We start from the raw sequence: 21,325 nt of genomic DNA, 5'->3' as shown, positions 1-21,325 counted from the left end.
AAGAAGGGGACGCCGCCGTAGCGCGATGTAGATTCAGCAGAATTGTTTTCTGCGAGCGAAGACGGGTTCGAACTCGTGTCAGGTTCGCTCCGGTGCGTGGAGTTTGCTAAGCGTTTGGCGGTGTACGACCGTCGTGGCTTTTGTAATCACCCAATGACGTATGCCGAGGCGTCGCCCGCCTCGGCATACGTCATAACGGGATGCACTCGCCCGGGGGCAAGTTGTTCAAGCAGGGAACTAGTAGCCCTGCTTGCGGTCGATCTGCCCGAGCATGGGTTCGCCGCGCTGATGGCGACGGATATTCTCCAGCAGCACAGAAAAGGCGCTTTCCGGTTGGGTCATCGCAGCGATATGCGGGGTCAGCAGAATCTGCGGGTGCTGCCAGAACGGATGATCCGGCCCGGCAGGCTCCTGCTGCAGTACGTCGAGCACCGCGGCGCTGAGTTGACCGTTATCCAGGGCTTCGAGCAGATCCTCCTCTACCAGATGGCCACCGCGCCCCATGTTGACCAGCGCGGCGCCTTTGGGCAGCTGTTGGAACAGTTCGCGGTCGAGAATCCCCTGGGTCTGCTCGGTCAGCGGCAGGGCGCAGAGCAGGATGTCGCACTGGCCGAGGAAGGCCGGCAGTTGATCGGGGCCAGCGAAGCAGTCGACGCCGGGGATGTGGTGCAGGCTGCGAGCCCAACCGGACAGGGCGAATCCATAGGGCTGCAGGGTGGTGAGTATCTGCCGCGCCTGCAGACCAAGGCCCAGCACCCCGACCCGGCGCTGGTGTGCCGGCACCAACCGGTGCGCCTGCCAGCATTTCTCGGCCTGCTGCTGACGGTAGCGCAGCATGTCCCGGTGTAGCCCGAGCACGGCGAAACTGGCGTATTCGCACATGCCCTTGGTGATGCCTGGATCGAGCAGACGAACCACCGGCAAGGACTGTGGCAGGCGGCCCAGGTCGAGCTGATCGACACCAGCCGATAGGGCGAAAAGCACCTGCAGGTTCGGTAGCAATGAGTCGAGATTTTCCGGTGCCTGCCAGGCCGCGAGGTAACGGACGTCGTGCGGGTCGCCGATATCCGGCCAGGCACGCCATTCAATATCCGGCGCCTGTTCAGCGAACAGCGCTTGCCATCTTTCGCCGCGCACCGGGTCGGCTTTGTAGAGCAGTGCCATGGGCATTTCCTCCTGTATGCGAAGGCATCCAGTGTGCCGCAGCGTCAGAGCAGTAAATGTCGAAATGGCCTCGCTGAACGCAGCATGCCGAGTTGTCTCGGGTCGAATCCGGCAGATTCCATGCCGTGGCCGATTCTGCCGTTTGCCGGGAGGAAAACAGTTGATCCGAATTTCTCGGCGGCCAAGTTCGGCTTAGAACTTTGCCGCGAAGGCTTAACCTCATCAGCATCGCAGCCGCCTCCCGGTTGCTCGGCTCACTATGGGAGATGCCATGAACAGCAAATGCGAAGAAACCCCTTATCTGCTCCAACAGCGTGATCGGTTCGTGCCGCGTGGCCTGGTCACCGCCCATCCGCTGGTCATCGATCGAGCCCAGGGTGCGGAGTTGTGGGATGTCGACGGCAAGCGCTACCTCGACTTCGTCGGCGGCATCGGTGTGATGAATATCGGTCACAACCATCCGCAAGTGGTCGCAGCGGTACAGACGCAGTTGGAGAAGATTACCCATGCCTGCTTCCAGGTGGTGGCCTATCAGCCCTATCTCGACCTGGTACAACGTCTGTGTGAGCTGGTCGGCGGGTCCAGCGGCATTGCGCACAAGGCGGCGCTGTTCACCTCCGGTGCGGAGGCCGTGGAGAACGCGGTGAAGATCGCCCGCGCCCATACCAAGCGCCCCGCGGTGATCTCCTTCCGTGGCGGCTTCCATGGTCGCACCCTGCTCGGAACCACCCTCACCGGCATGAGCCTGCCCTACAAGCAGAACTTCGGCATGGCGCCTGAGGTTTTCCACACCCCCTACCCGAATGCCTATCGCGGCTTCACCAGCGAGATGGCGCTGAACGCCCTCAACGATCTGTTCGCCACGCAAGTCTCGCCGGAGCGCGTCGCGGCCATCATCATCGAGCCGGTACAGGGCGACGGCGGTTTCCTCACCGCGCCGCCGGAATTCCTCCAGGCGCTGCGGGCGCTGACCGAGCAGCACGGCATCGTCCTGATCCTCGACGAAGTTCAGGCCGGCTTCGGCCGCACCGGCACATGGTTCGGTTTCCAGCATGCCGGCATCCAACCTGACTTGGTCACCGTGGCCAAGAGTCTGGCCGCCGGTATGCCGATCTCGGGTGTGGTCGGCAGGGCGGAGATCATGGACGCGCCGACCCCCGGTGGCCTCGGTGGCACCTACGGCGGCAATGCTCTGGCTTGCGCGGCGGCCTTGGCGGTGATCGAGACCTACGAGCGCGAGCGACTGCTGGCCCGTGGCGACCAGCTAGGCGAGCGCCTGCGTCAGGGACTGCTGCGCTTCCAGGCGCGTTATCCGCAGATTGGCGACGTGCGCGGAACCGGCTTCATGCTGGCAATCGAGATGGTCAAGAACGACGCGTCCCGCAGCCCCGACCCCGAGCTCAATCAGAAAATCATCGATGAGGCCCGTAACGGCGGCCTGCTGGTGATCAAGTGCGGCGTACACCGTAACGTACTGCGTTTCCTCGCGCCGCTTGTCACCGAAGAGGCCCAAATCGATGAGGCGCTGGATATCCTCGAGGCAGCGCTGGAGCGTGTTCTGAACTAAGCCCAGCCCTCGGTCGATGCAGGCATGCGGCATCGGCCGAGGCTGTCAGGGATTCATATTCATGAAACGCAGCGAGGGAGCCTAGAAAGGCCATGGAACTGACTGACTATCGTGCATTGCTGGTCGACTGCGACGAGGTTCTGGTCGATCGAGATTCCGGTATCTGGGTGGCCTTGCAGCCATTGCTCGAGAATCACCCAGGTTCACTGAGTAAGGAGGAGGTACTGGCCGAGTTCAGGCAGGTTGCCCAGTCGCTTTATCCACGCTTCGGCGAACTCGGCTTCGGCGGTCTGCTGTGCTTCGCGCACCGTCAGTTGGCGCAACGCCTGGGGCTCGAAAGCAGCTGGGAGGAGGGCATGACGTTTGCTCGCTCGACTGGCGACTGGTCGCTGTTCGAGGACGCGCCCGGCGCGATGTTGTACCTGCGCAAGTTCTATCGACTGCTAGTGTACGGCGATCGCGATAATGCCGACCGCGATGCGCTCTGCGAGCGCCTGGGGATCCCTCCCGAAGATCTCTTGTCTCGGTCCGTCAATCCGCTGTTGGATCCCGCCTGGCTATCAGCCAATGACTTGGAACCCAAAGATATCCTGCTGGTTTCCGCCCCGTCAGCTAACACGCCAGCGTCGGTAGACCTTTGTCTTATCCGTCGCGACGAGACTGAGTATGCCCAACCGGCGAATGCGGACTTTTGCGCTAGCAGCATGGCCGACTTGGTGGCGCAACATCAACTGTCATTGCGTCGCTGAATTTGTTAGAAAGATCGAATCGGTTACTCGAGAGGTAGGCGATGGAAGGTATAGTCAAGCTGGACCGGATCGACATCAACATCCTGGTTGAGTTGCAAAAAGACGGCCGCATAACCAACGTCAGCCTGGCCGATGCCGTAGGACTCTCAGCCAGCCCATGCTTGCAGCGGGTCAAGCGGCTAGAGGCGGCAGGTTATATCTCCGGCTACAGTGCCCACCTCAATCTGGCCAAGATTACCGAGTCAGTAACGGTGTTCACCGAGATAACCTTGAGCGACCACAAGCGCGAAGACTTTGCGAAATTCGAGTCCAACATTCGATTGGTCGATGAGGTATTGGAGTGCCATTTGATTAGCGGAGGCTACGACTATCTGGCACGTTTCATGACCCGCAGCATTCAGCACTATCAGGAGGTTATGGAGGGCTTGCTAGACAAGAACATCGGAATATCCAAGTACTTCAGCTATATCGTCATCAAGTCGCCAGTGCTGAAGGATGGCGTACCGCTGCGCAAACTGCTGAGCCAGCAGTAATCGACCGACATCGGCTCGCACGAATCCTTCAATCCGTATAGCGTTGGATGATTCGGTCAACCTCCCCAGCGCGCCGCATCGCGTCGAGTGCCGTGTCCAGTTGTGTAGCGAAATCTTCCTTGAAAGGGAAGCGGCCTTGGTCGCGGTTGGTGTAGCCGACGTGTGCGGTGTCCTTGTTCAGAATCGGTCCTTCTACGATACGCCCGTCCCTGGCCTCGTCGTAATCTCCGCTGCGCTTAAGCTCGGCCAACACACTGAGCGTGGATATGCGGTCAAAGGCGAAACAGTCGATCCGTCCGCGCAGCATCTTGAGTAAGTTGGAGCGTGTTCCAGGAGCCTCCTCGACTTTGATCAGCTTGTTCGACTTCGCCTGCCAGAACGCTGTGCCCGCTGAGAGCGAGCCTAAGTTGACGCCGAAGCGCAGTCCCTGGAAATCCTCAGGCCAGAGCTGGCGTGGGCGCTTAGCAAATACCGAGTGGCGGCAGAACACCGCCACCTGTTCTTCCAGAAGTGGTGTCGAATAGCGGCCAATGAACGGCCGCTCCTGTGGTCGGAAAAAGGGTGGCACCACCGCCAGTGCTCGTCCAGCCTCGACCTCGGCCAACGCACGTCGCCATCGCGTGGGTTGCAGACTCAAGCGGTAACCACGCAGCTGTGTCTCAGCCGCACGAAGGATGTCCGGGTATATACCGGTGGCCGTTCCATCGGCTGCCCGGTAGGCATAGGGCGGGTAGTTTTCGTCGACCAACAAGGTCACAATAGTTTCGGCCGGGGTGGAGAAAGATGCCGCGCTCAGCAACGCCCCTAGCCACCAGGGCTTGGGTAGCCGGTGGCATAGGTAGTCGAGCATCGTTGACCCTCCGAGAACCGCGTATTCCGCCTTGATGGAACAAGACACAACCCTTGATGCCGGACCGTTGTCACCAAGGGCATGGACATCTGCCTTCCAGCACTCCACTCGCCTTTAGCTTCCAGTCCCGCTCAGTAAGTCTAGATGAAGCTTGTCTGGGCATTTGAGTTAGGGATGGTCTGAAGTGTCCATGCATTTCTGGCGTAGCGCCTTGTATAAGGGCCGCAATATGCCAGATGTAACCCTCGCTCCGAGTAATTGAACGACTCAAGCCGCTATAACGGATCTTTGCACTTCCGGCCCCTCATCTGAGGTTTTGCCGGCTGGTCTGTCCCGGAACTGGTGGACAGACCAGGCAGTGGCCGTATGGACAATTACCTTCCACAAATACAAGGTAGGCGCGTTAAAGGCCTATTCACGCCATCGCTTGAGCAGCATCTCAATGAAGAGTTCTGCTGTGCTCGATAGGGGCTCGCCGTCTCGACGCACCAGCCCGATGGTGCGTTCGATATGAGGGGGAGGTAACTCCCTGGAACAGAGGTTTTCATGTTCGGCATCAGGCATAGCCATCCGCGGCAAAATCGCTACACCAAGGCCGCATTCGACCAGGCCCAGCGAGGTGGATAGATGCTGCACTTCGTAAAAGCCGTTGAGGCGGATTCCATGGCCTGAAAGGGCACTGTCCAGCAACATGCGGTTGCCGCTGTCTCGACTCACAGTGATCAGGCGTACGTTCTGGAGATCTTGCCAGTTCACTTCAGACAGCGCTGCCAAAGGATGGTCGCTCCGCATTGCGAGTACGAATGGGTCACGAAGCAGCGGTGTGAAGCTAACGTCAGGATGTTGGGCGCTGATCATGTTGATGCCGAAGTCAGCGTCTCCGCTCACCACGCGCTCCAGACCTTCGTTGGCGCTGACATCAAGTATTCGGATGCGTATGCCCGGGTAGGCCTCGTTGAACACCCGTATCACGCTGGGCAGGAAGTAGAACGCCGCGGTCGGGATGCACGCGATCGTCACGGTACCTTTTTGGTGTGTCTTGAGCTCGCGTATGCCCTGTATCGAGGACTCGTAGTCTTCCAGCATCCGTCGAGCCCGGGGCAGGTATTCCTTGCCTATTTCGGTTAGCCAAGTGCGCCGGGTGGTGCGCTCCAGCAGCTTGGCTCCAAGGGTTTCTTCCAGTTTCTGAAGGCGGCGAGACAGCGCCGGCTGGGATAGATGGAGTGCCTGGGCGGCTTCCTGAAAGGACTGTGATTCAGCCACTCGCACAAAAGCTGCGAGGTCGAGGAATTCTATTCTATGCATGAAAGGACCTCTATGGTTCTGCTTTGTGCATTAATGCGCATATCCTATCAGTTGCTGTTGATCTTTGCATTTGAAGCATCAAAAGGGCGCTGACAAGCTGTAGCCATCGTTGGAACGGTCACGGATTAAACCAAGATGATGAACAGCATCCCTTGCATGATTATGCGTGGCGGCACCTCACGCGGCCCCTTCATCCACATGACCGATCTGCCTGATTCGCAGGAAGCGCGTGCCCAGGTCTTACTCGATTTAATGGGCTCCGGCCATCCGCTTCAGGTGGACGGCATTGGCGGCGGTAACTCCCTTACAAGCAAAGTGGCCATCGTTGGACGCTCCAGTCGCCCGGACGCAGATGTGGACTACCTGTTCGCCCAAGTGGACGTGACCGAGCGCCGGGTAGATTTCACGCCCAACTGCGGCAACATGCTCTCGGCCGTTGGCCCATTCGCGATCGAGACTGGCCTTGTGGCTCCCACCTACGGCGAGACGCGAGTGCGAGTGTTCAACATCAACACTCAGCGCATCATTGAGTGTTTCGTACCTACTCCGCGTGGTCGCGTGGAATACGAAGGCGATACCAGTATCAGTGGCGTTCCAGGTTCTGCAGCGGGTATTCGTCTCAGCTTCCTGGACGTCGCTGGTGCCAAGACCGGGGCCCTGCTTCCTACAGGTCATGCTATCGAGCAGATTGAGGGTGTCGACGTCACCTGCCTGGATGCCGCGACCCCGACGGTGATGATTCGTGCAAGCGACCTGGGTGTGGATGGTCACGCCGATCCGGCTGCACTGGATGCCAACAGCGCAATGCTTGAGCGTCTGGAGCGCATTCGCTGTGAAGCGGGCCGCCGCATGGGCATGGGAGATGTCAGCCAGTCGGTGCTGCCAAAACCCATTCTGCTGTCGCCGGCAGTTGGCGAAGACGGAACGCTGTGCGCGCGCTACTTCGTACCACAGCGCTGCCACAAGGCGCTTGCCGTAACCGGCGCGATCGCTCTTGGCGCCGCAGTGAATGTTCCCGGTAGCGTGGCCCATCGCCTCGCCCTGGAAACCAGTCGCGTAGAAGCTGGCAAACCCCTCGCGTCCATACGTATCGAGCACCCCTCAGGTCATCTGGACCTGCGAGTCGAGTTGCGTGAAGGCAACCCGATGGATATCGCCCGAGTCTCGCTGATCCGTACTGCCCGCAAGATCATGGATGGTCGTCTCTATTACCGCATGCCGGATGCAATCCACTGATTCCAAATGCTGTCCCGTGTCTCGATGCGCCCAGACAACAATCACAAGACGGGTAACAAAAAATGAAGACTTCCATCACTCGCTGCTTACATCACAACTGCGCTGCAACCGGTCATCCACGTTCATCGTGAGGATGCCTGGGGCGCTTGCACGCCCTGGCGATTAGCTGCTTCATGTGCGGCGGCTCGTACGCCCAATGGAGCTGGAACCCATAATTACAAGAGTCCAACGCCATGCTTTCTCTGCTCGGTTTGTCCATGGTGGTCGTGTTCACTTACCTGATCATGACCAAACGCCTGTCCCCGGTCGTGGCCTTGACCGTAGTGCCCATCGTCTTCGCATTGGCCGGCGGCTTCGCGCCCGAGCTCGGCAAGATGATGCTCGACGGCCTGAAGACGGTGGCGCCCTCGGCAGCGCTATTGCTTTTCGCCATCCTGTTTTTCGGAATCATGATCGACTCCGGGCTGTTCGATCCGCTGATTCGCCGCATCTTGCAGACGGTCAACGGCAATCCGGTGAAGATCGCCATGGGCACCGCTGTGCTGTCGCTGCTGGTGGCGCTGGATGGTGACGGCACCACCACCTACATGATCACCGTGGCCGCCATGCTGCCGCTATACAAGCGCATCGGTATGAACCCGCTGATCCTCGCGTGCGTATCCATGCTGTCACTGAGCATCATGAGTGGCATGAGCCCCTGGGGCGGTCCGGCCACTCGCGCAATCGCCGTGCTCGGGCTGGACGCCAGCGAGTATTTCATTCCCATGCTGCCGACCATGGCGGGCGGCGCCCTCTGGGTGGTGTTCACCGCCTACATCCTCGGGCGCAAAGAGCTGAAGCGGATTGGCAACACCCACCTGAAGACCGGTGGCGACGATTGCTACATCAAGCTGATTCTTGCCGATAACCCGAACAAGCGGCCGAAGCTCATCTGGCTCAACCTGCTGCTGGTGATCGCGGTGATGGTGGCGTTGGTGACGGGGCTGATGAATGCGGCGGTGCTGTTCATGCTCGGCTTCGTGGTGGCGCTGATGATCAACTACCCGCAGCTGGAGCTGCAGAAGGAGCGCATCCTCGCCCACTCGGGTAACGCCATGACCGTGGTGCTGCTGGTGTTCGCCGCCGGGGTATTCGCCGGCATATTCTCCGGCACCAAGATGGTGGACTCCCTGGCCAACTCCCTGGTGGAGATGATCCCATCCTCCTGGGGCAGCTTCTTCCCGCTGGTGGTGGCCATCACCAGCATGCCGCTGACCTTCGTGCTCTCCAACGACGCGTACTACTTCGGCATGGTGCCCATCCTCGCCCAGGCCGCTGCGGCCTATGGCATCGATCCGGTGGAAATCGCACGCGCTTCCATCCTCGGCCAGCCGGTGCACCTGATGAGTCCGCTGGTGGCCTCGACACTCCTGCTGGTGGGCATGGTCGATTGTGACATCGGCGACTTCCAGCGCTTCACCTACAAGTGGGCGATCCTCACCTCGCTCGTCATTACCGTGCTGGCCCTGCTGACGGGTGCCATCACGCTGCTCGCCTGAGTTTCCGCGCCCGGCGAAGTCGGGCAAACCCCCTGAGATCTGGCCCCGTGGTGTGTTCCTGCGCGCCCGCTGGCCGAGTGCGTCCAGAACAAAAAGGTGAAGACACCATGAAAACCAACGCCAAGCCCCTGCCTTCCACCCTGGCGTGCCTAGTCGCCTGCCTGGCACCTGCCGCAGGGGCCGCCGGCTTCATCGAAGACAGCAAAGCCAACTTGCAATTGCGCAACATCTACTTCAACGATGACTTCAAGGACGAGACGGGCATGACCGCCAAGTCCGCTGCCAACGCACAGTCGAAGAAGGAAGAATGGGCCCAGGGTTTCCTGCTGGATATGCAATCCGGGTTCACCCCAGGCCGCCTCGGTTTCGGTTTGGACGCCCTGGGACTGCTGGGTGTGAAGCTGGATTCCGGCGCCGGCCGCGCCGGTACCGGGCTTTTGCCCCTGCACGATGACGGTCGGGCCGCGGACGAATTTTCCAGCCTGGGCCTGACCGCCAAGGCACGCTTCGCCGGTACCACGCTCAAGCACGGCACTCATCAGCCCAAGCTGCCGGTTCTGGTGCGCAACGATGCGCGCTTGTTGCCGCAAACCTTCGAAGGCACCCAGGTCACCAGCGCCGATATAGCCGACCTAAGCCTCACAGGTGGTTACTTCGACGAGTTCCGCATGCGCGACTCCAGTGACAACCATTCGATCACTGCCGACGGATACGCAGGTGATGACGGTGAGGGCTTCTGGTTCGCCGGTGCCGACTACAAGCCCAGCAAGGCCCTGACCCTGAGTTACTACTATGGCGAGCTGGAAGAGTTCTACCAGCAGCACTTCATCGGCCTGGTCCACAGCCTGCCCTTGGGGCCAGGCAGCCTCACCACCGACCTGCGCTACTTCCACAGCCAGGATGCGGGAGAGGCACGCAATGGCGAGCTGGACAACGACATGTACAGCGGCCTGCTGACCTACACCCTGAAGGGCCATGCCTTAAGCGCAGGCTACCAGCAACTGAATGGCGAAGGCGGGCTGCCATTCGTCAACGGCGCCACGGTCTACAGCTTCAGCAATGCCGGTGTCGGCAAGTTCATTGAGGAGGACGAGCGCACCTGGATGCTCGGTTATGCCTACGACTTTGCAGCCATTGGAGTGCCAGGACTGACAACTGGCGTTCGCTATTTCAAAGGCCGGGATGGCACGACCGAACTGCGCGGCAACGAGGTGAACGCCCACGAGTGGGAGCGGGACATTGACCTTGCCTACGTGATGCAGCAGGGGGCTCTCAAAGGGCTTGGTGTGAAGCTGCGCAACATCGCCTATCGCTCCAGCTACAGCAGGGGCCGCGACAACAATCGCCTGTATTTCACCTACGACATCGCGCTCTGGTAGGTCCCGAATGCGGGCTTACCAGCCCGAAGTGGCGCTTAGAAGAGCGGGCGCCGCGCCCGTGTGCCCACAAGGCGCGCGGGCCCTTAATCCTCAAACCACGCTTTTCCGACCACCCGTCTCGACTACCCGTCGCGCCGGCGGAGGTTCCGGAGCCGGGGGCTTTGCCCCCGGATTCTTTTATCGATAGCGGAGATATGGATTTATGGAGTGGCTGAGTGACCCTGTTTTCTGGATGGCACTTATGCAGATTATCGCCATCGACATCCTGTTGGGCGGCGATAACGCAGTGGTCATTGCACTGGCGTGTCGGCATCTTCCGGAGGAACAACGACGCCGAGCCATCGTCGGTGGAGTAGCTGGGGCAATCCTACTGCGCATCGCATTGTTGTTCTTTGCCATGCAGCTACTGGCCTTGCCGTATCTGAAACTGGTAGGTGCGGCGCTGTTGCTATGGATCGGCGTGAAATTGCTGCTGCCCGAAGACGAACAGGGCCACGAAGTTAGGGCAGGCGCGAGCTTCTTCGCCGCAATCAAAACGATCATCATCGCCGACGCTGTCATGAGTCTGGACAACGTGCTCGCGGTGGCCGGGGCTGCCGGCGGCAACCTGGTCCTCGTCAGCCTGGGCGTGCTGATCAGCATCCCGATCATCGTTTGGGGTAGCCAGCTGGTGCTCAGACTGATGGATCGTTACCCGCAGGTTGTACTGCTGGGGGGCGGCTTGCTGGGCTGGATTGCCGGGGGCATGGCTGTAACCGACATCGCGGTGGCGAGCTGGATTCCGATCGAGGCCTGGTCCAACCACCTGGCTGCAGCCTGTGGCGCTTCCCTGGTGATGGGCACAGGTCTATTGCTGCGCACGCGTGCATCAGCAGTGGTTGATTAGTTAAACGGCTGATTTCCAGGATCTCGGTGCTCGCCAGGTATGGAGTCGGATCCAGGCTGCGGTAGCGTTAGCAATCCGGCTACCATCCTGGCCTCTACTCATCGCCGAGGTCCTGTATGGAACTGCGTCAGCTGCGTTACTACCTCAGTGTCCTGGAGCATGGCAGTTTGGGCCGTGCAGCCCTGGAGCTGGGTATTGGCACCTCGGCCCTGAGCCAGCAGCTCAGCAAGTTGGAGAGCGAACTCTCTACTCGCCTGCTGAACCGCACCACCACAGGTGTCTCTCCAACCGCGGCTGGCCTCGCCTTCGAACACCATGCACGCCTTACCTTGCGTCAGGCAGACAACGCCGTATTAGCCGCCCAGAGTGGCCGTATGAGCGGCTATACCAGTGTCGGCCTGGCACCGACTACGGCTTCGGTCCTCGCGTTGCCTCTGATTGCCGCCATGCGTGAACGCTATCCGCAGGTGCGCCTGCATCTGGTCGAGATGTTATCCGGGTACTTGGTCAGCCAGTTGAACGCGCGCCATCTGGACCTGGCGGTCTTGTTTCAGTCAGAAGTGGGGCCTCGCCTCAGTATTCGCCCACTGCTGCAAGAGCGCCTGTTCGTCATCGTGCCGCCCTCGCTGGTTCGACCCGATTGGGGGGAGGAACTGTCATTGGCTGAGCTCGATGAGTTGCCGTTGGTATTGCCCAGCCAACAGCACGGCCTGCGCACTACGCTTAACGCTGCATTCGAACGTATCGGCCATGAGCCGCGGGTAGTCATGGAGATTGATGGTCTGACACTGTTGATGGATGCGGTGATCGCAGGTCACGCCGCGACCATCCAGCCCGGTGCAACGGTGGCGCGCTCGCTGCAGGCGGGGCTCAGGGTCTTCCCGATTGCTGACGCGGAAGCAGAGCGGCGCAACCTGTTGGCCAGCTTGTCGGACGATGAGCTGTCGCCAGCGGCTTTGGCCACCCGCATCGTGTTACTGGACGTCGCTTGCGACCTCGTCACGCGCGGTCAGTGGCCGGGCGCACGGCTGCTGTGATCGACGGTCTTTAGAAAAACTAAATACCTGCTTAGTCGTAGCGCGTTTCGGACCAAACGCCCTCTCTCTACAGTCCTCTCCATCGCGGGGAGCAGCTTAACTTCCGTCTCCTCGCTCAGAGGAGGGATGATGATCGATGTCCTCGTTATAGGGGGCGGCAACGCGGCTCTGTGTGCTGCGCTGATGGCTCGAGAAGCTGGCGCCAGCGTACTGCTGCTGGAGGCGGCACCGCGCGCCTGGCGCGGCGGTAACTCGCAACACACCCGCAACCTGCGCTGCATGCACGACGCGCCGCAGGACGTGCTGGTGGATGCCTATCCCGAAGAGGAGTTCTGGCAGGACCTGCTCAAGGTCACTGGTGGCCTGACCGATGAAAAGCTAGCGCGCTTGGTGATTCGTGCGTCGTCCAACTGCCGAGGCTGGATGCGTCGTCATGGAGTGCACTTCCAGCCGTCGCTGTCCGGTGCCCTGCACACGGCCCGCACGAACGCCTTCTTCATGGGAGGAGGCAAGGCCTTGGTGAACGCCTACTACCGTAGCGCCGAAAAGCTGGGCGTCCAGATTCGCTACGACTCGCCCGTGGCTCGCGTCGAAGTTAATGATGGCCGCTTCATCGCCGCGCATATCGGCGAGCGTGAGGTAGACGGTCGACGTCTCCCTGCTGAGCGCATTGAGGCCAAGACCTGTGTTCTCGCTGCCGGTGGCTTCGAGTCCAATCGTGAATGGCTACGCGAAGCCTGGGGCCAGAATGAGCGTGGTGAATGGCCAGCGGATAATTTCCTGGTGCGGGGTACCCGATTCAACAACGGGGTATTACTGCGTGAGCTGATGGAGCAGGGGGCCGACACCATTGGCGATCCAACTCAAGCCCACATGGTAGCCATTGATGCCCGCGCGCCGCTCTACGACGGTGGCATTTGCACTCGCATTGATTGCGTATCGTTGGGTGTGGTGGTCAACCGCAATGGTGAGCGCTTCTACGACGAAGGCGAGGACTTCTGGCCCAAGCGGTACGCCATTTGGGGGCGCCTGGTCGCTCAGCAAGAGGGGCAGGTGGGCTTTTCCATCATCGATCAGAAGGCGTTGGGACGCTTCATGCCGCCAGTGTTTCCCGGCACCACGGCCAATACGCTGGGTAAGCTGGCGCGCAAGTTAGGACTGCCCGAGGCTACCTTCGTCGCCACCGTAGAGTCCTACAACCGGGCCTGTCGGGTCGGGACCTTCGACCACACCCGCCTGGATGACTGCCACACCGAAGGTATCGAACCTGCCAAAACCCATTGGGCGCGCCCTCTCGATACTCCGCCGTTTTACGGCTACCCGCTGCGGCCAGGGGTGACCTTCACCTACCTGGGCCTTCGCACTGATGAGACAGCCGCCGTGCGCTTTGGTGGCGAACCAAGCCCGAATCTCTTCGTAGCGGGAGAAATGATGGCCGGCAACGTCCTCGGCAAGGGCTATACCGCGGGCGTTGGTATGTCCATCGGAACCGCATTCGGCCGTATCGCGGGTACAAGTGCAGCCATTGCTGCTGGCTATCGAACTACTTCCAGAGAACACGAACATGACTGCGCAATTGCCTGAACCACGATTAGTCGATCCCGCAGAGGCAAGCCACCAGCTAATTCCGCTGCTCAACATTGACGAGAGCGAAGTGGACCGACAGATGCGAATCTGCAACGCCTGTCGTTATTGCGAGGGCTTCTGCGCCGTGTTTCCGGCCATGACGCGCCGGTTGGACTTCTCCAAGGCCGATATTCACTACCTGGCGAACCTCTGCCACAACTGTGGCGCCTGTCTCCACGCTTGTCAGTACGCAGCACCCCACGAGTTTGCCGTCAATGTGCCTCAGGCTATGGCCAAGGTGCGCGTGCAGACATACGGTGATTACGCGTGGCCCAGCCTGTTTGGTCGCCTGTACCGGCATAACGGTACATTCCTTGCCGTTGCACTGGCGGCTGGGCTCTCGCTGTTTCTGCTACTGACTTTGATGATGAAGGGGACGTTGTTTCCAGGCAGTCTCAAAGGCGAGTTCTATGCGGTGTTCCCCCATAACACCTTAGCGTGGATGTTCGGTAGCGTATTCGGTGGAGCAGTCTTGGCCCTGTTGGTTGCCGTACGTCGCTTCTGGCGTAATGTGTCGCCGGCATCCGACCCAGTGGAAACTCAACCAGGTGCGGTCCGTGAAGCTTCAGCCGCCGTGCTGACCCTCAAATACCTGGATGGTGGGCATGGGCAGGGCTGCAACAACGAGAGCGATCGATATACGCTCTGGCGCCGGCGTTTCCACCATCTAACGTTCTACGGCTTCATGTTCTGCTTCGCCTCTACCGGCATCGCTACGGGCTATCACTACCTGCTGGGCGAAATGGCCCCTTATCCGATGTTGAGCCTGCCAGTGATGCTCGGCACGCTGGGAGGGGTGGGCCTTGTGGTCGGGCCGGTTGGCCTGCTGATGCTCAATTGTCGCCGTGATCCGCTCCAGGGAGACGCTACCCAGCAACCGATGGATCGTGGCTTCATCGTGCTGCTCCTACTTGTGAGTCTTACCGGACTGGCCCTGTTGATTGGTCGCGATAGCCCGGCAATGGCGATCCTCTTGGCCGTCCACTTAGGCACTGTAATGGCGTTTTTCCTTACGCTGCCTTACGGCAAGTTTGCTCACGGGATTTTCCGCAGCGCTGCGCTGCTGAAGTTCGCAATCGAAAAGCGCCAGCCAGAGAAAATCAATCTCGGCAGCGACTAGTTCGTCCATATCCACCAGACCTCTGTTTTAGCTCAATGGAGGTCTGGTCCATCACCTAGGAAGTACCGGAACCGGCCATCCATCCAACGTATGGCCACCGGGGCGTCCGTGCGCCCTGGCGAATGAGCACCCTTGCACCTGCCGCCATTCAGCTCGGACGGTTTCGCGAGGGGGAACCCCATAATTACAAGAGTCCAACGCCATGCTTTCTCTGCTCGGTTTGTCCATGGTGGTCGTGTTCACCTACCTGATCATGACTAAACGCCTGTCCCCGGTAGTGGCTCTGACCGTGGTTCCCATCGTCTTCGGCGTATTGGGCGGCTTCGCCCCCGACCTCGGCAAGTTGATGCTGGACGGCATCAAGACCGTGGCTCCATCGGCGGCATTGCTGCTCTTTGCCATTCTGTTCTTCGGCATCATGATTGATTCCGGGCTTTTCGACCCGCTGATCCGCCGCATTCTGCAGACGGTCAACGGTAACCCGGTGAAGATCGCCATGGGCACGGCTGTGCTGTCACTGCTGGTGGCGCTGGACGGTGATGGCACCACCACTTACATGATCACCGTGGCCGCCATGTGGCCGCTGTACAAGCGCATCGGCATGAACCCGCTGATTCTCGCGTGCCTCGCCATGCTTTCACTCAGCGTCATGAGCGGCATGACCCCTTGGGGTGGTCCGGCGACTCGCGCCATTGCGGTGCTCCGGCTGGACGCCAGTGGGTACTTCATACCCATGGTGCCGACCATGGTCGGCGGCGCACTGTGGGTGGTGTTCACGGCCTGGATCCTCGGGCGCAAGGAGCTCAAACGCATCGGCAACACTCACCTTAAAACCGGCGGAAATGACTGCTACATCAAGGCCATCCTGGCCGACAGTCCGCACAAGCGGCCACGCTTGCTGTTGCTCAACTTGCTCCTGGTAATTGCGTTGATGGCTGCGCTGGTGATCGGCGTGATGAACGCGGCGGTCCTGTTCATGCTCGGTTTCATGGTGGCGTTGATGATCAACTACCCGCGCCTGGAGGAGCAGAAGGAGCGCATCCTGGCCCATTCGGGCAATGCCCTGACTGTGGTACTACTAGTGTTTGCCGCTGGTGTGTTCGCTGGGATCTTCTCCGGCACCAAGATGGTGGACTCCCTGGCTAATACGCTGGTGGAGATGATTCCGACATCCTGGGGGCGTTTCTTTCCGCTGGTGGTGGCAATTACCAGCATGCCATTGACGTTCGTGCTGTCCAACGACGCTTACTACTTCGGGATGGTGCCGATCCTCGCCCAGGCGGCAGCTGCCTACGGCATCGATCCGGTAGAAATCGCCCGCGCATCGATCCTCGGCCAGCCGATGCACCTGATGAGCCCCCTGGTAGCTTCGACACTGTTGCTGGTGGGGATGCTGGATCGTGATATCGGCGACTTCCAGAGGTTCACCTGGAAGTGGGCAATGCTGACTTCCTTGGTGATGACTCTTCTGGCCCTGCTCACTGGCGCCATCAATCTAAGCAATTGACGGTGCGTTCATCGAGACAGGCGGATGATCTGTCGCGCTAAGTATGGGCCGACCAGAATGACGCCGAACAGGCGCATGGTCTGCATGGCCAGTACCAGGCCGACATCCGCCTGGGTATCCAGAGCAATGATTGCCATGGAATCCAGCCCTCCCGGGCTGGTGGCGAGATAAACGGAGAGGAAGTCCTTGCCCAGCAGTTTCGCAATGAAAAGTGCGGACAGGGCGCAAAGAGCAATCAGGGCAAGTGCGCTGAGGAGCATGGACGGCAGCCGACGGACGACGAAGTCGAAGGTCTCTCGATCGAATCGTAATCCCACGTAGCAACCAAGGGCTCCGTAGGCCAGGCACAACAGCCATTGTGGTAGGTCGATGATGAATACACCGCCCAATTGCATCGCCGACCCAGCCAGTAGCGGCACGAGCAGAGCACCTGCCGGGAAGCGAGCACCGATCAACACACTGCCGATCAGAACAAGGATGGTGAGGATGCCATTGGCAGGCACAGTGAAGCCGAGGGGGGCTGTGCCAGCCGGGATTTGGGGGGAAGTAACTTCACTACCTAGGGCGTGGCTGACAACTGCACCTATCAGCACTACGCAGACCACTCGCACGTACTGCATCGTGGCGACCACTCGGGAGTCTGCTCCGTGATCTTCGGCCAGAGCCACCATAGCGGACGCCGCCCCGGGAGACAGGCCCCAGGCAGCGGTGCTACCCGGTAGGTCACCGTAGCGCACGAGGAAAAGCGCGACGAGCAAGCTCATAACCACCGTTATCGCCGTGGCCAGCAGCATGACGGGCCAATCATGAGCAATGCTGGCAAGCGTTTCGGCGCTAAGCGAATGAGCCACCAGCAAGCCGATGCAACCCTGACCGAGTTTGAATGCGAGCGCTGGTACGCGGATGCGCGCGCCCCGCACGCCAAGTCCAATGGCTACCAGCATGGAGCCGAGGAAGTCAGCAGCTGGCATTCCGATCAGTCGCAGCACTTGACCAGCGATTACCGCAAGAACGAGCAGAAGCAGCCACTGCCGCATGAGGGCAATGGAGTCGAGAGAGGGACGGGTAGGCAAGGCGATTCTCCGTGCGCGCTGTGGGGCAGGGTGTGTCCAACGCGCATCGGCAGTATTCTGGTGCTGATTCATCAAGTCTATTTTCTAATTGTGATAAACCGATAATTCAGAGTTATCGATTATGGATCTGCGGGATCTTGCCTATTTCGAGACCATTGCTGAGCTTGGCCACCTAGGCCGCGCTGCGGAGCGCCTGTGTCGTAGCCAACCTGCTTTAACCAAGAGCATTCAACGCCTGGAGGAATCCCTTGGAGCCAGCTTGTTCCAGCGTGATGGCCGACGCATCAAGCTGACCCCAGCGGGGCATTTGCTCCTGGAGCGAAGCCGTCAGCTACGGCACAGCGTTGATGAGACGCGCCGTGAGGTACGCGACTTCGCCAATGGTTTGGTAGGAAATATTCGACTGGGCTGTGCAGTCTCTATGGCCGAATACCTGCTGCCACAGCTCACAGCGACACTGCTGAGCCTCGTTCCCAATGTGACATTGACACTTACGGTTGGGATGGACGATGTGCTTCGCGAGGGACTGTTACAGGCAAATTTAGACCTGGTCATTAGCCCCTTCGTCGACAAGGTAGAGGGACTGGAAACCCATGCTCTGCTGGAGGACCAAGCCGTGGTTGTGGCACGCCGCGATCATCCGCTTTTCAGCGGGCCTATCAGCCAGCGCGATCTGTGCCGTTACCGCTGGGTGCTGCCACCTCTCTCAGCCAGTGCGCGCAAGTGGATCGACAATGCCTTCATCAGCCGGCAACTGCCGACGCCCATGGTGCAGGTGGAAAGCACGTCGATTTCCTTGATGCCACGTTTGATTGCCCGTACTGACTTACTCAGTTTCATTGCCCGTGAACACCTGTTAGGTGGAAAGGCGGAGGCCAGTCTGCGGGAAATTCCTCTGGCGGAAACCACCATGACGCGGGTAATCGGGGTGAGCTATCGCTCCGAGGGTTACAAGTCGCCGGCGACGGCAACTCTACTGGATATTCTGCTGACTCATCAGGCCAACCTATTCCTACAGCTTGATTCGTGAGGTCCGGCCAACCGTCTCCGGCATCGCAGGCCGACGCGACGGGGCATCTAGCAGGCGTGCTGGCTATTGCTGCGCAATCTGGAATATCTGCGCCAACCCGTTTGTGAGATAAGGCACACGCTCAAGTTGTCCCTTCAACTAGAGAACCCCTTATCCCGGACTTTGTAGACATCTTCGAGCAACTGGAAAGGGCGGAAGCGGGCCTCGGCGAGCGACTGCTATTGGCCGATTCTGTTGAAAACGGCAGAGCCGCCTCGGCTCGCTAGCAAAAAGCCGAAAAAACGACCGACTGAAGCGTTGCTACGTGAAATCCAAGGCAGTTCTCTGCCCCGCAAATCGCTAAGATTTCAGCGTAAGCAATGCACTTTTGTGGGCAGAAATCTCGAAGGGAGTTTTTCAACAGAATCGGCCGAAATCGGACGTTCGCTAAATCAAGCCTCTACCCCTGGCATCGAAGCGTCGCGGCCATTGCTGCTCGCGGGCGTGCTCGACCAGGTGATTGACGAAGGCGCGGGTCTTCGCCGGCAGCAGCTTCTGGCTGGCGAAGTACAGCGAGATGGGGCCGGCATCCACATGCCAGTCCGGCAACAGTCGCACCAGAGCGCCGCTCTCGAGATGCTCCAGCACGTCCGGCACGGCCAGCAGCGCCACACCCAGACCGAGTAATGCGCTGCTACAGAGCGCCTGGGGATCGTTGACCAGCATGCGCGGACGCAGCTCCAGCGGCATACGCTCGCCCTTCGGCCCCTGCAACATCCAACTGCGCACCTTGCCGCTCTGGGTCGAACGCATGGCCAACTGATCGAACTCGGCCAACTGTTCCGGCCGCTTCGGCACGGGTCGTCCAGCCAGATAACCAGGCGCCGCCACCAGTACCAGATGCGCCGGCGCCAGTTCCCGCGCCACCACCCCAGGCGACAGCTCGATACCGCCGCCGATGGCGGCATCGAAGCCATCGGCAATCAGCTCCACCTGGCGATTGTCGAAGTGCCACTCCGGTGTTACCGCCGGGTAGCGGGCGAGAAACCCGGGCATCAGTGGCAACAGGAAATCGCGGCCGAAGGCCGGGGCCGCCGACAGGCGCAGCACGCCAGCCGGTGCGCCGGCACTGCTGGTGAGATCGGCGATGGCCGCCTGAATGCTTTCCAGCCCGCCGCCGACGTTGCCGAGAAAGCGCTCGCCGGCTTCGGTCAGGGTCAGCCGCCGGGTGCTGCGCTGGAACAGGCGCACGCCGAGATTGGCCTCCAACTGGGCGACGTTGCGGCTGATCGCCGCTGGGGTCAGGCCCAGACGCCGTGCCGCGGCGGAGAAGCTGCCGCACTCGGCACTGCGCACGAAGGATTCCAGATTGGCCAGGGTTTCCATAGCGACACCTTCAATCATCAGTTGAAGGTGATTCTAGCCATTACCCACTACTGCAGGGAAAGCCCAAGGCGTTTCATGAGCACACCCACCACCCACACGAGGTTTGCATCATGAACAACGCCACTCTCCCCCTCAACGGCCAGGTCGCCCTGGTCACCGGCGGCTCGCGCAGCATCGGCGCCGCCATCGCCAAGCGCCTGGCTGCCGACGGGGCCAGCGTCGCCATCACCTACCACGCCTCGCCGGACAAGGCCGACGTGCTGGTCGGCGAGATAGTCGCGACCGGCGGCAAGGCCATCGCCATCGCCGCCGATGCCGGCGACCCGCAAGCGGTACGCAGCGCCGTGCAACAGGTCGCCAGCACCTTCGGCAGGCTGGATATCCTGGTCAACAATGCCGGTATCAGCGTGCTCGGCGCCCCGGAGGAGATCGCTTTCGAGGACTTCCAGCGCATCCTCGCGGTGAATGTCACCGGCGTGTTCGTCGCCACCCAGGAGGCGCTCAAGCACATGGGCCGCGGCGGTCGCATCATCCACATCGGCAGCTCCATGGTGCAGTACGCCGCCTTCGCCACCGCCTCGGCCTACACCCTGACCAAGGGCGCCCTAGCCGGCTTCAGCCGTGGCCTGGTGCGCGACCTCGGCCCGCGTGGCATCACGGTCAACACCGTGCATCCCGGCCCGACCGACAGCGACATGAACCCGGCGGACGGCCCGGTGGCTGACTTCGTCCGCCCCAACATCGCTGTCGGCCGCTATGGCGAGGCTCGCGACATTGCCGCCGCCGTGGCCTGGCTGGCCAGCCCCGAGGCGGCCTTCGTCAGCGGTGCCGAACTGCTGGTCGATGGCGGCTTCACCGCCTGAGGGAGGAACGGGACATGCAGATAGGCATCATCGGCGCCGGAGCCATCGGCAGCGCCATCGCCCGCGCCCTGAGCAACGCGGGCCTCGAAGTCGTCATCGCCAATAGCCGTGGGCCCGAGAGCCTGCAGGCGCTGGCCAATGAACTGGGGCCGAAGGTCAGGCCGGTCAGCCGCGAGGAGGCCGCCCGGGCGGATATCGTCTTCCTCGCGGTGAACTGGTCGAAGATCCCCGCCGCGCTGGACGGGCTCGGCCCCTGGAACGGGCGCATCGTGGTGGATGCCAACAACCCTATCGAAGCGCCGACCTTCCGGCCGTTCGACCTGGGCGCCCAGAGTTCCAGCGAAGTGGTAGCGCAGCTGCTACCGGGAGCTCGCCTGGTTAAGGCCTTCAACCACCTGGCACCGGCGCTGCTGGCTGGCGACCCGCAAGCCGAGGGCGGACGCCGCGTGCTGTTCTATTCCGGCGAGGATGCAGCGGCAAAGGCCGAGGTCGCGGCG

Annotated in this window: 19 protein-coding genes; 14 read left to right on the top strand and 5 right to left on the bottom strand. The window is 60.7% G+C overall.

Annotated features, from left to right (window positions below):
* Positions 1-237 precede the first annotated feature (237 nt).
* Positions 238-1,164, bottom strand: a complete 927-nt coding sequence (locus E8F12_RS00495) for a glyoxylate/hydroxypyruvate reductase A (protein ID WP_280323320.1) — start codon at positions 1,162-1,164, stop codon at positions 238-240.
* Positions 1,165-1,435: 271 nt separating this feature from the next.
* On the opposite strand from E8F12_RS00495, the gene gabT reads away from it, so the two are divergent.
* The 3 genes from gabT to E8F12_RS00480 all read left to right on the top strand — a co-directional run bounded on the left by gabT (position 1,436) and on the right by E8F12_RS00480 (position 4,013).
* Entirely contained in the window at positions 1,436-2,731 is a 1,296-nt protein-coding gene (gene gabT, locus E8F12_RS00490) for a 4-aminobutyrate--2-oxoglutarate transaminase (protein ID WP_280323319.1), read from the top strand.
* 92 nt (positions 2,732-2,823) lie between these two features.
* Positions 2,824-3,480 (top strand): 2-haloalkanoic acid dehalogenase, encoded by a 657-nt coding sequence (locus E8F12_RS00485; RefSeq protein ID WP_280291405.1) that lies wholly within the window; start codon positions 2,824-2,826, stop codon positions 3,478-3,480.
* Positions 3,481-3,521: 41 nt separating this feature from the next.
* Positions 3,522-4,013, top strand: coding sequence for a winged helix-turn-helix transcriptional regulator (locus E8F12_RS00480; protein WP_151135773.1), 492 nt, complete (start codon positions 3,522-3,524; stop codon positions 4,011-4,013).
* Positions 4,014-4,041: 28 nt separating this feature from the next.
* On the opposite strand, the gene E8F12_RS00475 is transcribed toward E8F12_RS00480, so the two are convergent.
* On the bottom strand, positions 4,042-4,863 hold the full coding sequence (locus E8F12_RS00475; protein WP_280323318.1) for a transporter substrate-binding domain-containing protein: 822 nt from the start codon (positions 4,861-4,863) through the stop codon (positions 4,042-4,044).
* Positions 4,864-5,274: 411 nt separating this feature from the next.
* The gene (locus E8F12_RS00470; RefSeq protein WP_044874439.1) at positions 5,275-6,168 is read right to left on the bottom strand and encodes a LysR family transcriptional regulator; all 894 of its coding nucleotides are present in this window, start codon (positions 6,166-6,168) and stop codon (positions 5,275-5,277) included.
* A gap of 138 nt (positions 6,169-6,306) precedes the next feature.
* Between E8F12_RS00470 and E8F12_RS00465 the strand changes: the two genes are divergently transcribed.
* The 8 genes from E8F12_RS00465 (at position 6,307) to E8F12_RS00430 (ending at position 16,497) form a co-directional block, all read left to right on the top strand.
* Positions 6,307-7,404, top strand: a complete 1,098-nt coding sequence (locus tag E8F12_RS00465; protein WP_280323337.1) for a 4-oxalomesaconate tautomerase — start codon at positions 6,307-6,309, stop codon at positions 7,402-7,404.
* Between the two features lie 233 nt (positions 7,405-7,637).
* Complete coding sequence (locus E8F12_RS00460; protein WP_280323317.1) at positions 7,638-8,942, top strand: citrate:proton symporter; 1,305 nt, start codon at positions 7,638-7,640, stop codon at positions 8,940-8,942.
* A gap of 107 nt (positions 8,943-9,049) precedes the next feature.
* The gene (locus E8F12_RS00455; protein WP_280323315.1) at positions 9,050-10,321 is read left to right on the top strand and encodes an OprD family porin; all 1,272 of its coding nucleotides are present in this window, start codon (positions 9,050-9,052) and stop codon (positions 10,319-10,321) included.
* Between the two features lie 202 nt (positions 10,322-10,523).
* Positions 10,524-11,207 (top strand): TerC family protein, encoded by a 684-nt coding sequence (locus tag E8F12_RS00450; protein ID WP_280323314.1) that lies wholly within the window; start codon positions 10,524-10,526, stop codon positions 11,205-11,207.
* Positions 11,208-11,323: 116 nt separating this feature from the next.
* Entirely contained in the window at positions 11,324-12,244 is a 921-nt protein-coding gene (locus E8F12_RS00445; RefSeq protein WP_280323313.1) for a LysR substrate-binding domain-containing protein, read from the top strand.
* A gap of 129 nt (positions 12,245-12,373) precedes the next feature.
* A complete protein-coding gene (gene tcuA / locus E8F12_RS00440) occupies positions 12,374-13,828 on the top strand; it encodes an FAD-dependent tricarballylate dehydrogenase TcuA (RefSeq protein WP_280323312.1) in 1,455 nt (484 codons plus the stop codon).
* Complete coding sequence (gene tcuB / locus E8F12_RS00435) at positions 13,809-14,990, top strand: tricarballylate utilization 4Fe-4S protein TcuB (RefSeq protein WP_280323310.1); 1,182 nt, start codon at positions 13,809-13,811, stop codon at positions 14,988-14,990. Before tcuA ends, tcuB begins: the two co-directional genes overlap by 20 nt.
* A gap of 202 nt (positions 14,991-15,192) precedes the next feature.
* The gene (locus tag E8F12_RS00430; RefSeq protein WP_280323309.1) at positions 15,193-16,497 is read left to right on the top strand and encodes a citrate:proton symporter; all 1,305 of its coding nucleotides are present in this window, start codon (positions 15,193-15,195) and stop codon (positions 16,495-16,497) included.
* An 8-nt stretch (positions 16,498-16,505) separates the two neighbouring features.
* Here E8F12_RS00430 and E8F12_RS00425 read toward each other — a convergent pair whose 3' ends face one another.
* Positions 16,506-17,576 (bottom strand): AbrB family transcriptional regulator, encoded by a 1,071-nt coding sequence (locus tag E8F12_RS00425; RefSeq protein WP_280323336.1) that lies wholly within the window; start codon positions 17,574-17,576, stop codon positions 16,506-16,508.
* Positions 17,577-17,691: 115 nt separating this feature from the next.
* Between E8F12_RS00425 and E8F12_RS00420 the strand changes: the two genes are divergently transcribed.
* A complete protein-coding gene (locus E8F12_RS00420; protein WP_280323308.1) occupies positions 17,692-18,600 on the top strand; it encodes a LysR family transcriptional regulator in 909 nt (302 codons plus the stop codon).
* Positions 18,601-19,026: 426 nt separating this feature from the next.
* Here the strand turns inward: E8F12_RS00420 and E8F12_RS00415 are convergent, their stop codons facing one another.
* On the bottom strand, positions 19,027-19,965 hold the full coding sequence (locus E8F12_RS00415) for a LysR family transcriptional regulator (RefSeq protein ID WP_280323307.1): 939 nt from the start codon (positions 19,963-19,965) through the stop codon (positions 19,027-19,029).
* A 110-nt stretch (positions 19,966-20,075) separates the two neighbouring features.
* Between E8F12_RS00415 and E8F12_RS00410 the strand changes: the two genes are divergently transcribed.
* Complete coding sequence (locus tag E8F12_RS00410; RefSeq protein ID WP_280323306.1) at positions 20,076-20,828, top strand: 3-oxoacyl-ACP reductase family protein; 753 nt, start codon at positions 20,076-20,078, stop codon at positions 20,826-20,828.
* Between the two features lie 14 nt (positions 20,829-20,842).
* Positions 20,843-21,325, top strand: a 483-nt coding sequence (locus E8F12_RS00405; protein ID WP_280323305.1) for an NAD(P)-binding domain-containing protein, incomplete at its 3' end; no start/stop codon positions are given.

The organism is Pseudomonas sp. BN102 (assembly GCF_029871245.1).
GTDB lineage: Bacteria > Pseudomonadota > Gammaproteobacteria > Pseudomonadales > Pseudomonadaceae > Metapseudomonas.
This window is presented reverse-complemented; position numbering and strand designations above follow the sequence as displayed.

Coding starts and splice junctions, on each gene's coding strand:
- E8F12_RS00465 (WP_280323337.1), top strand. CDS start 6,307: ATGAACAGCATCCCTTGCATGATTATGCGTGGCGGCACCTCACGCGGC.
- E8F12_RS00445 (WP_280323313.1), top strand. CDS start 11,324: ATGGAACTGCGTCAGCTGCGTTACTACCTCAGTGTCCTGGAGCATGGC.
- E8F12_RS00495 (WP_280323320.1), bottom strand. CDS start 1,164: ATGGCACTGCTCTACAAAGCCGACCCGGTGCGCGGCGAAAGATGGCAA.
- E8F12_RS00475 (WP_280323318.1), bottom strand. CDS start 4,863: ATGCTCGACTACCTATGCCACCGGCTACCCAAGCCCTGGTGGCTAGGG.
- E8F12_RS00455 (WP_280323315.1), top strand. CDS start 9,050: ATGAAAACCAACGCCAAGCCCCTGCCTTCCACCCTGGCGTGCCTAGTC.
- tcuA (WP_280323312.1), top strand. CDS start 12,374: ATGATCGATGTCCTCGTTATAGGGGGCGGCAACGCGGCTCTGTGTGCT.
- gabT (WP_280323319.1), top strand. CDS start 1,436: ATGAACAGCAAATGCGAAGAAACCCCTTATCTGCTCCAACAGCGTGAT.
- E8F12_RS00420 (WP_280323308.1), top strand. CDS start 17,692: ATGGATCTGCGGGATCTTGCCTATTTCGAGACCATTGCTGAGCTTGGC.
- E8F12_RS00410 (WP_280323306.1), top strand. CDS start 20,076: ATGAACAACGCCACTCTCCCCCTCAACGGCCAGGTCGCCCTGGTCACC.
- E8F12_RS00470 (WP_044874439.1), bottom strand. CDS start 6,168: ATGCATAGAATAGAATTCCTCGACCTCGCAGCTTTTGTGCGAGTGGCT.
- E8F12_RS00485 (WP_280291405.1), top strand. CDS start 2,824: ATGGAACTGACTGACTATCGTGCATTGCTGGTCGACTGCGACGAGGTT.
- E8F12_RS00415 (WP_280323307.1), bottom strand. CDS start 19,965: ATGGAAACCCTGGCCAATCTGGAATCCTTCGTGCGCAGTGCCGAGTGC.
- tcuB (WP_280323310.1), top strand. CDS start 13,809: ATGACTGCGCAATTGCCTGAACCACGATTAGTCGATCCCGCAGAGGCA.
- E8F12_RS00430 (WP_280323309.1), top strand. CDS start 15,193: ATGCTTTCTCTGCTCGGTTTGTCCATGGTGGTCGTGTTCACCTACCTG.
- E8F12_RS00480 (WP_151135773.1), top strand. CDS start 3,522: ATGGAAGGTATAGTCAAGCTGGACCGGATCGACATCAACATCCTGGTT.
- E8F12_RS00460 (WP_280323317.1), top strand. CDS start 7,638: ATGCTTTCTCTGCTCGGTTTGTCCATGGTGGTCGTGTTCACTTACCTG.
- E8F12_RS00450 (WP_280323314.1), top strand. CDS start 10,524: ATGGAGTGGCTGAGTGACCCTGTTTTCTGGATGGCACTTATGCAGATT.